This is a genomic window from Aeromonas sp. QDB14, from assembly GCF_027707845.1.
In the GTDB taxonomy this organism is placed as follows: domain Bacteria; phylum Pseudomonadota; class Gammaproteobacteria; order Enterobacterales; family Aeromonadaceae; genus Aeromonas; species Aeromonas caviae.
In genome coordinates this window covers 1-15,351 of sequence record NZ_JAPCJD010000087.1, presented here as the reverse complement: position 1 = coordinate 15,351, position 15,351 = coordinate 1, and the positions used below count along the sequence as shown (strand labels likewise).

Here is a 15,351-nt window from a genome sequence, read left to right as displayed (position 1 = left end):
TGCGATTAAATCAGATCACAAACGAAGCCTTTTTTCTATCTATTTCAATTGGTTGTAGCTAAAGATCCTGTACATGTGCGTCCGCTGCTGGTCCAATGCACCCTGATGAGCGGACTCAGCCGCTTTGAACGCTATGTGGAAGTGGTGCTGCGTGACCCCGAGCACGCCTTCAACCCCGACATCGAAGCGCTGGCCAGCCTCTATCCCCTCACCATTGGCGAGAAGGAGCTGCTGGTGCTGATGAGCAAGGGTTACAGCAGCAACGACATCGCGGAGCTGCGCGGTGTCAAGGTGGAAACTGTGCGCTCCACCCTGAAAGGGGTGTTCAAGAAGACCGACTGCCACAGCCAGAACGAGCTCTTGCTCTTGCTGCAATCCATCTCCTGATCCATGCGGACTATGCTTGGAGTGAGCCGGACATAGTGCCCGGCTCTTGCCTCCCCTCGGGAGGCTCGTTGGGGGAAAGCGTCATGGAATCACTCAAAGCAAAGGACTACATGCAGACCAAGCCCATCACCTTCAGCGCAGAGATGATGGTACAGGCGGCGGTGGAAAAATTTCTCAACAGTCATCAGTTGGGCGGCCCCGTAGTGGACAGCCAGGGACATCTGATTGGCTGGGTCTCCGAGCAGGATTGCATCGCCGTCATGTTGAAAGAGGCCTACCACTGTGAACAGGTGGCCCAGGTCAGGGATGTGATGCGCAAGGAGGTGCTGGCAGTCGGCCCCGACACCAGCATCCTGGATCTGGCGGAGATGATGATGGGTCAAAAGCCCAAGATCTATCCTGTGGTGGAGGAGGGGCGCCTGCTCGGGGTCATCAACCGCCACAATGTGATGCAGGCCATCCACGCCCAGCTTGGCACCTGTTTCGTGCATCAGGCCAGAGTCTGAGCGGTGTTGTCTGGTTGTTTTCAAAGAGCAGGCTCCGGCCTGCTCTTTTCATCCGTGACGGTCATGACGCCTCCGGCTTGATGTGCTGGCGCGGCGCTTTAAGGCTTGCACCGCCCAGCCTCGCTCTTTAGGATCTCCCCCAGCTATCGATATGGCCCTTGATGGGCACTCTTTTAAGGAATTCGTACCTTGTCTCTCTCTATCGAGGCGCTGCGCCGCCGTCTTACCGCCTGCATGAATCTCGACGCCCGCCGTCTTTCCAGTCGACTGCACGGGGTCAAGAAGCTGCCGGAAGCCAAGCAGGCTGCCGTGCTCGAGACCATCGCCGCTGACCTGGATGTGGCACAGGCGCGCTACCAGTCCCGTCTGGCGGGCGTGCCCAAGGTCACCTATCCGGACAATCTGCCAGTCAGCCAGAAGCAGGGGGAGATCGCCAAAGCCATTGAAGAGCATCAAGTGGTGATCATCGCCGGCGAAACCGGCTCGGGCAAAACCACCCAGATCCCCAAGATCTGTCTGGCGCTTGGGCGCGGTGTGAAGGGCTTCATCGGCCACACCCAGCCGCGCCGTCTGGCGGCCCGCACCGTGGCGGCCCGTATCGCCGAGGAGATGGAGTCCGAACTCGGCCACTACGTGGGTTACAAGGTGCGCTTTACCGATCAGGTGAGCGAGCAGACCCACATCAAGCTGATGACCGACGGTATCCTGCTGGCCGAGATCCAGAACGACCGGATGCTGACCCAGTACGACACCATCATCATCGATGAGGCCCACGAGCGCAGCCTCAACATCGACTTCATTCTGGGTTATCTCAAACAGCTGCTGCCAAAGCGCCCCGATCTCAAGGTGATCATCACCTCGGCCACTATCGACCCGCAACGTTTCTCCCGCCATTTCAACAAGGCGCCGGTGATCGAGGTCTCTGGCCGCACCTACCCGGTGGAGGTGCGCTACCGTCCGCTATTTGTTGATAAAAAAAGCAGTGATAAAAGTGAAGGGCTGGAGGAGCGCGACGAGCTGCAGGGGATCTTCGATGCGGTGGAAGAGCTGGCCCGCGAGGGGCTCGGGGACATCCTCATCTTCATGAACGGTGAGCGGGAGATCCGCGATACCGCCGATGCCCTGCGCAAGCTAAACCTGCGCGATACCGAGGTGCTGCCGCTCTACGCCCGCCTCTCCAACGCCGAGCAGAACAAGGTGTTCCAGCAACATGCCGGGCGGCGCATCGTGCTCGCCACCAACGTGGCGGAGACCTCGCTGACGGTGCCGGGCATTCGCTACGTCATCGATCCGGGCACCGCCCGCATCAGTCGTTACTCCTGGCGCACCAAGGTGCAGCGCCTGCCCATCGAGCCGGTCTCCCAGGCCAGCGCCAACCAGCGTAAAGGGCGTTGCGGTCGGGTGGCGGACGGTATCTGTATCCGCCTCTACTCCGAGGAGGATTTCAACGGCCGTCCGGCCTTTACCGACCCCGAGATCCTGCGCACCAACCTGGCATCGGTCATTCTGCAGATGCTGGCGCTTGGCCTTGGCAACATGGAGGCGTTCCCCTTCGTCGAGCCACCCGAGTCGCGCCATATCAAGGACGGTCTGACCCTCTTGAAAGAGCTGGAGGCGGTGCGCGAGCTGCCCGCCACGGGCGATCGCGAAGCCAAACTGCAGCTGACCGAGACCGGTCGCCAGCTCTCGCGTATCCCCCTTGATCCGCGTCTGGCGAAGATGGTGATCAGCGCAGCGCAAACTGGCTGTTTGAGCGAGGTGATGGTGATCACCGCCGCCCTCAGCATTCAGGATCCCCGCGAGCGGCCCATGGAGAAGAAGCAGGCCGCCGACGAGCAGCACAGACGCTTTGAAGACAAGGATTCCGACTTCCTCGCCTTCGTCAATCTGTGGAATTACCTGAAAGAGCAGCAGGATGCCCTTGGCAGCAACCCGTTTCGCCGCATGTGCCAGAAGGAGTTTCTCTCCTACCTGCGGGTGCGCGAGTGGCAGGACATTCACTTCCAGCTGCGTCAGACGGTCAAAGAGCTGGGTTTTAAAGCCAACCATGAGCCGGCGGATTTCAAGACGGTGCACTGTGCGCTCTTGACCGGCCTCTTGAGCCACATCGGCAACAAGGATCTGGAGAAGCCCGAATTCCTCGGGGCCCGCAATGGCCGTTTCCACCTCTTCCCGGCCTCCGGTCTGTTCAAGAAGCCGCCCAAGTGGGCGATGGCCGCAGAATTGGTGGAGACCTCGCGCCTCTATGCCCGCATCAACGCCAAGATTGAACCCGAGTGGGTGGAGCCGCTGGCAGGTCACCTCATCAAGCTGCACCACAGCGACCCCCACTGGTCGAAGAAAAATGGCGCCGTGATGGCCAAGGAGAAGGTGACGCTTTATGGCCTGACCCTGGTCAACGAGCGCACCATCAACTTCAGCCGTATCGACCCGGCGCTGTGCCGGGAGCTGTTTATCCGCCGTGCCCTGGTGGAGGGGGATTTCGAGACCCGTCACCGCTTCTTCAGCGACAACCGCAAGCTCTTGGCCGAGGTGGAGGCGCTGGAGCACAAGTCCCGTCGGCGCGACATCCTGGTGGATGATGAAGATCTGTTCCGCTTCTACGATGCCCGCTTGCCAGAGGAGGTGATCTCCGCTCGCCATTTCGACAAGTGGTGGAAAGAGGCGCAAAAGCAGGATGCCGAGCTGCTCAACTTCGAGAAAGAGATGTTGATGAAGGGGGATGCGGCCCACATCAGCGATCTCGACTACCCCAACTTCTGGCAGCAGGGGCGTCTCAAGCTCAAGCTGACCTATCAGTTCGAGCCGGGGGAGGCCGCAGATGGTGTGACCCTGCATATTCCGCTTCCGCTCCTGAATCAGGTGGAGGTGAAGGGGTTCGAGTGGTTGATCCCGGGGCTGCGTCATGAGCTGCTCGTCGCTCTTATCAAGTCGATGCCAAAGCCGATGCGCAAGAACTTCGTGCCGGCGCCCAACTACGCCGACGCGTTGCTCGCCAGTATCAACCCCGAGCAGGGGCCGCTCTTGGACGAGATGGAGCGTCAGCTGCGCCGCATGACCGGCGTGACCGTGCCCCGTGAATCCTGGGATTGGGCTGCGGTGCCCGATTACCTGAAACTCACCTTCCGTGTGGTGGACGACAAGCACAAGAAGGTGGCGGAAGGCAAGGATCTGGAGGCATTGAAAGAGTCCCTGCGCGGCAAGGTGCAGGAGACTCTGTCGCAAGTGGCGGACGATGATATCGAGCAGTCTGGCCTCACCCTGTGGAGCTTTGGCGAACTGCCGCAAGAGTACAGTCAGAAGCGCGGTGGGTTCGAGGTGAAGGCCTATCCGGCGTTGGTTGATCAGAAGGATTCGGTCGCCATCCAGCTGGTGGAGAGCCCTGTGGTGCAGCAGCAGCTGATGTGGGCAGGCCAGCGTCGGCTGGTGCTGCTCAACGTACCATCCCCCATCAAGTACCTGCAGGAAAAGCTGCCCAACAAGGCCAAGCTCGGGCTCTATTTCAACCCGTTTGGCAAGGTGGCCGAGCTTATCGACGACTGCATCGCCTGTGGCTGTGACAAGCTGATTGAGCAGCATGGCGGCATGGCGTGGGACGAAGCCGGCTTTGAGGCGCTCAAGGAGTTTGTCCGCGCCGAGCTCAACGATGCGGTGGTGGAGGTGGCCAAACAGGTGGAAGCCGTGCTGACCCTCTCCCATGAGATCAAGAAACGGCTCAAGGGCAAGATGCAGCTCGACACCGCCTTTGCCATGTCGGACATCCAGCAGCAGCTCGGCAACCTCATCCACAAGGGCTTTGTCACCGAGACCGGCTGGCAGCGGTTGCCTGACTTGCTGCGCTACCTGCGGGCCATCGAGCGGCGCCTCGAGAAGCTCGCCATCGATCCCAACCGGGATCGGGTCTACATGCTCAAGGTGCACAGCGTGGAGTCGGAGTACAAGGCACTGCTCGCCAAGATCCCCAAATCCCAGCTTATTCCCACCGAGGTGGCCAATATTCGCTGGATGATCGAGGAGCTGCGAGTCTCCTTCTTCGCCCAGCAACTGGGGACGCCATACCCTATCTCGGATAAACGGGTGCAGAGCGCCATTGCCCAGTGCTAAGCTGCTATCTATCTGTTTTCTGAGCCATAGTGTGAAAGCAACGGGACGCCAAAGGGAAGGGAGGCCGTCATATGCTGGGGATCTGGTTGGGGGTGGCACTGGTCAACATCAGCGGGTATCAACCCATTGCGGAACAAACCTGGGTGCAGCTCAACCCGGAGTACTATCCGGTGCAGCGCCCCGTGCCGCCCATTTTTGCGGCCTGGCGGGGCAATCAGTTTCCCCCTCTTGAACAGAGAAAGAAGAACGGCCGCTGGCAGATCCTCTTTCCTGCCCGGCTGGTGCCCCCCTTCGATCTGTTCGAAGGGGAGGCCCAGCTCTCCAAGGCTTACCTGGCCAGGCTAAAGCGCATCGATGAGATGGCCTATGGCATGGCGCCCCACCAATCAGTACCGCACACCGCCTCCTCGGCCCCCTCGTTCGAAGTCCCGGGCGCAGTCGCCTTTGTCGCCGAGTTCTCCCTGCCTCGGGAGAGGAAGGCGCGGATGCCCCTGGGGGAGCCCTTGCTCGCACGGATTGGGGGGCAGGTCCCCGCCCAGGCCTTGGCAAGACAGGAAAATGCACAGCCCATGGCCACCGCAGATTCGGCCCCTGAGCCGACGACCCTGACTCTTTCCGCCACGGCGGCAGGGGAGGCATCGCGGGTTTGTCATCAGGTGGCGGCGGGAGAGACCCTGTGGCGTATTGCAAGCCAGCTTCAGTCAAAGGAGGCCGGCGGTTCGGATACTTACAGCTATCTGTTGGCGCTGGTACAGGAAAATCGTGACAGGATGGTCAAAGGGATCCGGGTGCAAGCCGGGCTGCGCCTCTATTGCCCCACAGCGCAGACTCTGGCGCAATTCGATGCCCTGAGCCCGGCCCAGCGACAGCAGCAGTTTGCCCGTCTGGAGCAGGGGCGTTAGGGGATGGCGAGAGGCGTTGGAGTGCCTTTTTGCCTAGAGAGGAGTGCCGCGGGTTCTTTCCTTGTATCCCCTTCGGGCCCGTGCTAGTATTCGCGCTCGTTTTGCGAGGTGCTGACCGGTCGCAGTCAACACCATACATTCATCTTAAAAGAGATAATCACTATGTCTTTCGTATTCCAAGCTGAAGTCCGTTCTGACCTGGGGAAAGGTGCGAGCCGCCGCCTGCGTCATGCTGACCTGGTTCCTGCCATCGTTTACGGTGCAGGCAAAGAAGCCGTGTCCGTTACCCTGGACCACAAAAAACTGATCCTGGCCCAAGAGAAGCCGGAGTTCTACTCCTCCGAGCTGACCCTGGTCATCAACGGTGAAGAAGTCAAAGTGAACGTGAAGGCTATCCAGCGTCACCCGGTTCGCTACAAGCTGGTTCACCTGGATTTCGTTCGCGTCTAATCGACAACGAACTTTCCTGTGAAGAGGCCACCCAATCGGGTGGCCTCTTTGTTTTTACAGCATTTTTTCCGGGAAAATAAAATACTCAAACAGCACTATTGGTCTTTACTTGTAGGCATGATTGACAGCAGGACACGTGTTGTGGTGCTCTGATATTCAAGAAGTACTCGGACAAGTCCATTTTTCGGGGCGATGTTGACCGTTATGAAGGGAATCGTACGGACATATATCCTGCTGTTTTCACCTATTCTGCTGCTGGTCCTGGCGGGTGGCTATTTGCTGGGCAATGCACTGATCGAACGCGAGCTCTATCGCGTTCGCAGTGATGAGAGCACCTTCCTGGCGCTTGCCAGCGGCCGCCTTGACGGCGAGCTGGCGGTGCCGCTGCGCCATGTGCGCAGCATGTCGGAAGAACCCATCCTGCTCGAAGCGGCGGCTCGCAATGACCGTGAGACCCTGGCCGTCCAGTTCACCATCCTGCTGAACCGCAATCCCGACTATGCCCAGGTGCGTTGGCTTGCCCCGGATGGCATGGAGCTAGTGCGCATCGATCGTCAGGGTCAGCGTCTGTGGCGGGTAGCGGACGACCAGTTGCAGAACAAGGGGGATCGTTACTACTTTCGTGATGCCATGGCGCTGCCCTGGGAGCGGGTCTACGTCTCGCCGCTCGATCTCAACGTTGAACACGGGGTGATCGATCGCCCCTTCAACCCCATGATCCGCATTGCCAAGCGTCTGCGCCTTGGGGGGCGTGATCTTGGTTTGCTGCTTATCAACGTCCAGGCCGCCCGTATGCTCAAGGAGTTTGCCGACAGCAGCGGCAAGGCAGCCGATCACACCATGCTGTTCAACCAGGACGGATACTGGCTGCGCAGCCCGGACCCATCCCGGGAGTGGGGCTTCATGCTCGAGCGCCCGGATCTGACTCTGAAGCAGACTTCACCCCAGGCTTGGCAGGCGTTCTGGGACGCATCAAACGGCCAGATGGAGTCTGCCGACGGACTCTGGAGCTGGACCACCCTGTACCCGGCACAGAATCATGATCAGCTGATCTGGAAAGCCGCGTCCCTGGTGCCGCACAGCGAGCTGCAGGCCATTCGCACTCATATCTGGGGGATCATCTTGGCCGCCAGCGCCGTGCTGCTGCTGTTGTTTGGTGCCGGTGTGGCTGCACTGGTGCGCAGCAGGCACAAGGAGCAACTGGCCCAGCAGGAAGCGGCCAGGTTGGCACAGGTCAAAGGTGATTTCATCGCCAACATGAGCCACGAGATCCGCACCCCCATGAACGCCATCATGGGGCTGACCTACCTGCTCGAACAGGGAGGTCTCGACGATGGTCAGCATGCCTTGGTGCGCAAAATCCACCAGGCCGGGCAGGCGCTGCTCGGGATCATCAACGACATCCTTGATTTCTCCAAGATTGAGTCGGGTCGGCTCGAGCTTGAGCGGGTGCCATTCAGTCTCGAAGAGGTGCTCGATCACGTGGCGGCCATCATGTCCACCTGCGTTGGCCAGAAGCACCTCGAACTGGTGGTGAGCAGTGCCCCCGAGCCGGTTTCCCATCTGATTGGGGACGCCCTGCGCCTCGAGCAGGTGCTGCTCAACCTGACCGGCAATGCCATCAAGTTTACCGAACGCGGCGAGGTGGAGGTCAAGGTTGTGCTGGAATCAGAGCAAGACGGCATGGCCACCTTGTTGTTTCGGGTGCGCGACACCGGGATCGGCATTCCCCCCGAGCAGCAGGCCAACATTTTCAATGCATTCTCCCAGGCAGACTCCTCCACCAGTCGCCGCTTCGGGGGCACCGGGCTTGGTCTGACCATCAGTCGCCGCCTGGTGAATCTGATGGGGGGGATATCGGCGTCACCAGCGAGCTTGGCAAGGGGAGCGAATTCTGGTTCCGCGTCCGGCTGGAGCAGGTGGAGCGGCCCGAGGCCTTGAACGAGCGCCTGCAGCACATCTCGCTGCTCATCGCCGACGACAATCAGGTGACCCGCGACGCCCTGTCGATGACGGTGGGTTCCCTCGGATGGCAGTCGCGGGTGGTGGAGTCCGGTGAGCAGGCGCTACACCATCTGCTGCGCCAGGGGGAGCGTTTCGACGTGATCCTGCTCGACTGGATCATGCCGGGCATGGACGGGCTCGAGACCTGCCTGGCCATTCGCCGCGCCTTCGAGCAGCAGGAGCGTTCACCCATCATCATCATGGCGACCGCCTATTCCCAGGATGAACTGATGCACCGCCCCGGCTCTGATCAGGTGGATCTGGTGCTGCACAAACCGGTCACCGGCTCCAGTCTCTACAACGCGGTGGCGCGTCTCATCCACGAGAAGCGCGAGCATGTGGAGCCCCTTGAGAGTGGCCAGCGCCGTCTGCGCCTGCCGGGCGTGCACATACTGCTGGTGGATGACAGCGACATCAACCTGGAGGTGGCGACCCGCTTGTTGCAACGGGAGGGGGCCGAGGTGATGACCGCCATCGATGGGGAGCGAACCCTGGCCTGCCTGGCAGATCCGGCACGGCGCATCGATCTGGTGCTCATGGATGTGCAGATGCCGGTGATGGATGGCTACGAGGCGACCCGTCGCCTGCGCCTGCTGCCGGGGCGGGAGGAGACTCCCGTGCTGGCACTCACCGTAGGGGTATTCAAGGATCAGCGGGAGGCGGCGCTGGCCTCTGGCATGAACGACTTCATCGCCAAGCCGCTCGATGTGGAGCAGCTCATCGCGACCTTGCTGCGTTATCTGCCGGACGTAGTCCTGCCGCTCACCGTGAACGACGAACGACTCCCCCACGAGCCGGTGGCCGGCATCGATATCGATACCGGACTGCGCAACTGGGGTGAAGCCTCGGTCTATCTTAAATACCTGCGGCGTTTTCGCGATGACTACATGACGGTCGGTACCGTGTTGCCGGGTTACATCGCCCAGCACGAGACCGATGCGGCCGCGAGCCTGACCCACAAGCTCAAGGGGGTGGCGGGCAGCCTGTCACTCACCGATGTGGCGCGTATCAGTGCCGAGTTGAACGAGGCCATCGAGCAGGGTGGCGACACCAGCCAGCTTATCGCGCCCTTCCTCGAGGCCCTGGAGCGGGCGCAACACTCCATCGATACCTATGCCGGGCGCGAGCCGGGCGCGGTCAGCTCCCCGCTGGCCCAGGGGGAGGCGCGGGAGGTCTGCCTGCACGCCCTGCATCAGGCCCTGGTGAGCGAGGATCTGGATCTGATTGAGCCGGCGCTGAGCCAGGCAAGGAGTCACTTGCCTTGCGAGCTGGTGTGCGAGATAAGCGCAGCCCTGGAGCTGTTCGATATCCCGTTCGCCACCCGCAAGCTGGAGGAATATCTGGAGGATCGGGAGGAACCTGCGCCATGAGTCGACCGCGCGTGCTGATCATCGACGACGAGCCGAGCAACCTCGGGTTGCTGCGGCAAATCCTCAAGGAGGAGTACAACCTCTTCTTTGCCAAAGGGGGAGAGGAGGGGTTGGCCGCCGTGGGGCGTCATGAGCCGGCACTTATCCTGCTGGACGTGCGCATGCCCGACATGGATGGTTACGAGGTGTGCCGCCGGCTCAAGGCCGATCCGGCTCATGCCGGGATCCCGGTGCTCTTTATCACCGCGAGCGACAACGCAGACAGCGAGAGCCAGGGGTTCGAGGCGGGCGGAGTGGATTATATCTACAAGCCGGTCTGTCCGAGCACGGTGCGTGCCCGGGTGCGCAATCATCTCTCCCTGGTGCGCCTCGATCAGCTCGAGTGCAGCTATCGCACCGCCATCGTCATGCTGAGCGAGGCGGGCCACTACAACGACACCGACACGGGGGTGCATATCTGGCGCATGGCCGCATACGCCCGGGCCCTGGCTGATGCGGCGGGCTGGAGCCCGGAGCAGTCGGATCTGCTGGAGCTTGCGGCCCCCATGCACGACATGGGCAAGATTGGTATCCCCGATCACATCCTCAAGAAGCCCGGCCCCCTCACCGAGGAGGAGTGGGTCATCATGCGCAGTCACCCGCGTATCGGTTACGAGATCTTGAGGCGATCCGATGCCCCCATTTTTCGCATGGCGGCGGAGATTGCCCTGCACCACCACGAGAAATGGGACGGCTCGGGCTATCCCGCCGGCGAGACCGGCGAGGGGATCCCCGAGGCGTCGCGGATAGTGGCCATCGCCGACGTCTTTGACGCCCTGAGCGTGCGTCGTCCCTACAAGGAGCCTTGGCCCCTGGACCGGGTGCTGGCTACCATGCGCGATGGCTCCGGCCAGCACTTCGATCCCCGGCTGCTCTCCCGTTTTCTCGAGATCATGCCGGAGATCTTGCGCCTCAAGGCGCAATGGGATGCCCGCGAGGAGCGGGGGGATTACCAGATGGGCTGTTTCAGATAGGGATTGCTGGCCCGTTCGTGACCAAAGGTGGAGCTCGGGCCATGGCCCGGAATAAAGACGATCTCATCCCCGAGCGGCAGCAGGGTCTCAGTGATCGACTTGATCAGCGTCCCGTGATCCCCGCGCGGGAAATCGGTGCGGCCTATGCTACCGGCAAAGAGCACATCCCCCACCCAGGCGAGGCGTTCTGCCTGGCAGAGCAGCACGATGTGGCCCGGAGTGTGGCCCGGGCAGAAATAGACCTCCAGCTCGCATTTGCCAACCTGTACCTTGTCACCCTGTTCGAGCCAGCTATCCGGTGTAAAGGCCGGAGTATGGGCAAAGCCGAACATCTGGCTCTGCTGGGGCAGGATATCGAGCCAGAAGGCATCCTCCTTGTGGGGGCCGGTAATGGCGACACCGGTTCTCTCGCGCAGCTCCGCGGCGGCGCCCACGTGATCCAGATGGCCGTGAGTCAGCAGGATATGGGTGAGGGTCAGCCCCCGTTTGGCAATGGCGGCCAGCAGCTTGTCCGCCTCGCCGCCGGGATCGACGAGGGCAGCCTGGCGGGTCTCGTCACACCAGATAAGAGAACAATTCTGGGCGAACTGGGTGACCGGGATCACCTCGAACTTCAACATGTGGGACTCTCCTGAGGGGTCTGAAGGGGGGAGCGTTTGGCGAAGAAGGCGAGGCAGGCCTCCTTGTCACCACGAAACAGGATCCGCTCGCGCTTGTTGTCCAGCTGATAGCGGTACATGGGGTCATAGTAGCGAGTCAGCAGCAGTCTGATCCAGACCAGATGGGCGCGGGTGTCCCCGCTCTGGGCCTGTTCCCTGAGGGCGGCCTGCAACAGCCCATCGAGTTCGCGATAATCCTTGTCACCGAGTCGGCGCTTGAGCCTGGCCATGGCGTCGGTGAGGTAGCCGGCAAACAGCGGCCAGCCTGCATCTGGCCCATGGAACTCCAGATAGCGCAGCCAGAGATCCTGCACGTAATCGGTGCGGATCTGCTCGGCCCGAGCCTCCTGCGGCACCTCCACCACCACCAGAGGAGCCCGGCACATGGCCTCATAAAGGTTGAGTGGCAGGGCGCAGCGACCGATGAGGCGGCTCTCGTCTTCCAGTACAAACTGTGACTCCCCCCGGTTGCGACGCTGAAGCAGCTCGATGGCAAGCCGATTTTCGAAGTCGATGTTGCCGGGTTGCCCACCCGGCAGTTGGCCAAACGACGACCCCCTGTGACGGGCGTGCCCTTCCAGATCCACCGCTTGGGTGATGTGCGCCAGCATGTGGGTCTTGCCGGAGCCGGTCATGCCGGTCAGCACGGTCCAGTCGCACTCTGCACTGGCCTTCGCCTGGGTGTCGATGAGAAAGTGGCGCAGCGCCTTGTAGCCGCCCGCGACCCGGGGGCGGGTGACGCCGGCCTCGGCCAGCCACTGTTGTACGGTTTGCGAGCGCAGGCCGCCGCGAAAACAGTAGAGCAGGGCGTCGGGTTGCTGGCGCAACCTGGCCAGCCAGCCTTCCATGCGCGCGGCGCGCACCGCGCCACCTACCAGTTGATGGCCCAGGGTGATGGCTGCGGCCTGTCCCTCCTGCTTGTAACAGGTACCGACCCGGGCACGTTCCTCGTCAGTCATCAGCGGCAGGCTGACGGCGGTGGGAAAGGCCCCTTCCTTGAACTCGACGGGGGCGCGCAGATCGATGAGTGGAACCTCATCCAGAAAGATCCGGGCGTAATCCGTGGCCAGTGGCAGGGCACTCATTGGACAACCTCGATGAACTGGTTGCCGGTGCGGGCCTGCAACTGGCCGATGGGAGAGAGGGTCAGCCCTGCCTGTGCGGCAATGGCAAGGAGCTCGGCTTCACTTTCTTTACCGACGGCTACCAGCAGGCCGCCGCTGGTCTGCGGGTCGCACAGGATGTTGCGGGTGCGATCATCCATGGTGCCCAGCTTGTCACCATAGGAGTCGAAGTTGCGCAGGGTACCGCCCGGTACGCAGCCCTCACTCAGGTAATAATCCACCTCGTCCAGCAGCGGCAGCGTCTTGAAGTCCAGACGGGCACTGACGCCGGAACCTTCGCACATCTCCAGCAGGTGGCCTGCCAGTCCAAAACCGGTCACGTCGGTCATGGCGTGCACGCCGGGTAAGGCGGCGAAGCGCTGGCCAATCTTGTTGAGGGTGCACATGGCATCCGGGGCCAGTTGCTCATGCTCGGGCTTGAGCTTGCCCTTCTTCTGAGCTGTGGTGAGGATGCCGATGCCAAGCGGTTTGGTCAGATAGAGGGTGTCGCCCACCTGGGCGGTGTCATTCTGCTTGATGGCGTCGAGTGGCACGATACCGGTCACCGCAAGACCGAAGATGGGCTCGGGGGCGTCGATGCTGTGGCCACCGGCGAGCGAGATACCCGCCTCGTGGCACACCTGGCGGCCGCCGTCGATCACCTGCTGGGCCACTTCCGGCGCCAGCGTGTTGATGGGCCAGCCGAGGATGGCGATGGCGACGATGGGCTTGCCGCCCATGGCATAGATGTCGCTGATGGCATTGGTGGCGGCGATGCGACCGAAGGTGAAGGGATCGTCGACGATGGGCATGAAGAAGTCGGTGGTGGAGACGATGCCCTGGCCGTTGCCGATATCGACCACGGCGGCGTCATCTTTGCTGCTGTTGCCGACCACCAGGGTGGGGTCGTCAAAGCCCGGGATCTGGCTCTTCAAGATGGTGTCGAGCACCTTGGGGGAGATTTTGCAACCGCAGCCAGCGCCGTGGCTGTATTGGGTCAGACGAATGGAAGACATGCTTTCCCCTTGTGTGGGCAGACTTGCGTGTGCCAATAACTGCTGTGGCACCGTCAAATGTGCGCGCAAAAATAGGGTGGCCCTGGCGGCCTGTGAACACAGTGATGTCAGGCTGCCTGGCAGGACGGGAGGAGGGCAAGGATGCGCCGGCGAAGCCCCGCCGAGGACCACAGGACGGGCCATTATGCCACAGATGGCCCTCTTGATTCGAACTGGAATTGACACAAAGCGAAGGGGATTGTCGGGTTCAAAAAGAGCCGTACTCTTCGCCTTGCTCAGGCTAGTCCCACTTTGAGCCGCCCCGACGGCGTGCCGGTCTTGCATCGGGGCAGCATGTGGCGACGGAAACTAGCCAGCTTGCTCCATCACTGGTTGGGGCGCCTTGCCTAGCCGGCGCAGTCGCCGTTGCAGCGGCCGCTCCAGCAGGGTGTAGCTCAGCGCCGAGAGCCCGATCAGCACGGCGAGCATCAACAGGGTGGCCAGCACCCCCAGCAAGGGGTTGGTCTGGGCGTACCACCACGCGGTGAGCCCCGGCGCCAGAGAGTGGACAAGCTCGCAGCCGGTGAGCAACACCAGGGCGTGGAGCAGGTAGATGGAGTAGGAGAGATCCCCCAGCCAGTTGGTGAAGCGGTTGTCCAGGAGGCGCAGCAGCGGGCTCTGGCGCTCCCCTTGGGCGGCGGCAATCCAGATCAGCAACACGTAGGCGCTGATCAGTAGCAGGGTCAACAACGGCGTCATGGTGAACTGCATCAGTGCGAAGGGGAGCAGAAAGGCGAGCAGCAGCGGCAGATCTTGCTGCATCATGGGCCACTGGCGGGCAGCCTTCACCTTGGGCAGCAGCCAGAGGCCGAGCACGAATTCACTCACCCCGCGCCCGATGGCCAGCGCGCCGCTGGTGACATCCAGGGTACCCCGGCTGTGCACGATATAGGCCAGCACCGTCAAGGCCAGCACCGTCAAGGCCAGCAAGGGGGCGAGGTTGCTCCAGCGGCTGCGGGTGACGGCGAGGGGAATGAGCAATGGAAACAGCAGATAACTTATCCACTCCACGCTGAGCGACCAGGCAGCGAAGTTCCAGGTCAATCCGTGATCCGTTACCACCTGCAGCAGCAGGAAGGCGCTTGGCAGTGCCTCGGCGGGGGTGAAGGGGGAACCAAAAGGAGGCATCCCCTCCCACTCCCACATCTTGAACAGGGGGCCGGCGTAGAAGCCAATCCCGTGGTGGGCCTTGTAGAGCTCCCAGCCAACCAGCAGCAGGGTCACCAGGTAGAGGGGATACACCCGGGTCAGCCGCAGCCAGAGGAAGCGGCCATAACCAATGGTGCGGGGCGTGCGGGCGAAGGCCTCCCCATAGACATGGGCCAGCACCAGCCCGCTCAAGATAAAGAAGAGATCGACCCAGAGGTAGCCGTTCTCGATGAGTCGGGTGTGGCCGGCGATCGACTCCATCCACTGGGGGAAGAGTAGCAAGCGGGCGTGGAACAGCACCACCATCAGGGCAGCGATGCCCCGCAGCGGCGTCAACAGCGGTAATTATTGATTCATGACGGGATCCTTGATGATGTTCAGCTTGGCCTGACATCAATTTTTGTTGTGGTGCCGCTCATCAACCCTGATGAGTCGGCTGCCCCGGCTTGGCGGCCACAGGCGGGATCACCCTACCTAAAAGAGATCCATACGGGTGTTATTGCCGTCATGAATGGGCGTTTATCATCCCAAAACCAGCATGGGATAGGGACGCATCGAAAATAGAGAGGGGATCTAGGGAAGGTGCGAATAAGCGGGGAAATTCTTCTCGGCTGACTCAGTCATTTCATTTCTTCATGTTTGAGCCGAT

At 61.6% G+C, this 15,351-nt stretch carries 9 protein-coding genes and 2 pseudogenes; 7 read left to right on the top strand and 4 right to left on the bottom strand.

From position 1 onward, the window contains the following. Window positions 1-72 precede the first annotated feature (72 nt). The 7 genes and pseudogenes from PG887_RS19495 to PG887_RS19460 all read left to right on the top strand — a co-directional run. Window positions 73-387 (top strand): annotated as a pseudogene (locus PG887_RS19495) (helix-turn-helix transcriptional regulator); the annotation flags it as partial. 83 nt (window positions 388-470) lie between these two features. Next, on the top strand, window positions 471-893 hold the full coding sequence (locus PG887_RS19490) for a CBS domain-containing protein (protein WP_010674714.1): 423 nt from the start codon (window positions 471-473) through the stop codon (window positions 891-893). Between the two features lie 189 nt (window positions 894-1,082). Next, window positions 1,083-4,997, top strand: coding sequence for an ATP-dependent RNA helicase HrpA (gene hrpA, locus PG887_RS19485; RefSeq protein WP_270822664.1), 3,915 nt, complete (start codon window positions 1,083-1,085; stop codon window positions 4,995-4,997). A 71-nt stretch (window positions 4,998-5,068) separates the two neighbouring features. Continuing rightward, window positions 5,069-5,899 (top strand): hypothetical protein, encoded by an 831-nt coding sequence (locus PG887_RS19480; RefSeq protein ID WP_270822663.1) that lies wholly within the window; start codon window positions 5,069-5,071, stop codon window positions 5,897-5,899. A 162-nt stretch (window positions 5,900-6,061) separates the two neighbouring features. Continuing rightward, window positions 6,062-6,349 (top strand): 50S ribosomal protein L25, encoded by a 288-nt coding sequence (gene rplY / locus PG887_RS19475; RefSeq protein WP_010674717.1) that lies wholly within the window; start codon window positions 6,062-6,064, stop codon window positions 6,347-6,349. A gap of 204 nt (window positions 6,350-6,553) precedes the next feature. Further along, window positions 6,554-9,723 (top strand): annotated as a pseudogene (locus tag PG887_RS22670) (response regulator). Beyond that, window positions 9,720-10,736: a response regulator gene (locus PG887_RS19460; protein WP_104455923.1), complete on the top strand. Its 1,017-nt coding sequence runs from the start codon at window positions 9,720-9,722 to the stop codon at window positions 10,734-10,736. Before PG887_RS22670 ends, PG887_RS19460 begins: the two are co-directional and overlap by 4 nt. On the opposite strand, the gene PG887_RS19455 is transcribed toward PG887_RS19460, so the two are convergent. The 4 genes from PG887_RS19455 to PG887_RS19440 all read right to left on the bottom strand — a co-directional run bounded on the left by PG887_RS19455 (window position 10,712) and on the right by PG887_RS19440 (window position 15,041). Then, window positions 10,712-11,356, bottom strand: coding sequence for an MBL fold metallo-hydrolase (locus PG887_RS19455; RefSeq protein ID WP_104452926.1), 645 nt, complete (start codon window positions 11,354-11,356; stop codon window positions 10,712-10,714). The genes PG887_RS19460 and PG887_RS19455 overlap by 25 nt on opposite strands. Continuing rightward, window positions 11,350-12,480, bottom strand: a complete 1,131-nt coding sequence (mnmH, locus tag PG887_RS19450; RefSeq protein ID WP_041211414.1) for a tRNA 2-selenouridine(34) synthase MnmH — start codon at window positions 12,478-12,480, stop codon at window positions 11,350-11,352. The genes PG887_RS19455 and mnmH overlap by 7 nt, the downstream gene beginning before the upstream one ends. Beyond that, window positions 12,477-13,514: a selenide, water dikinase SelD gene (gene selD / locus PG887_RS19445; RefSeq protein ID WP_041211415.1), complete on the bottom strand. Its 1,038-nt coding sequence runs from the start codon at window positions 13,512-13,514 to the stop codon at window positions 12,477-12,479. Before selD ends, mnmH begins: the two co-directional genes overlap by 4 nt. A 348-nt stretch (window positions 13,515-13,862) precedes the next feature. Then, a complete protein-coding gene (locus PG887_RS19440; RefSeq protein WP_270822666.1) occupies window positions 13,863-15,041 on the bottom strand; it encodes an acyltransferase family protein in 1,179 nt (392 codons plus the stop codon). Between the last annotated feature and the right edge of the window lie 310 nt (window positions 15,042-15,351).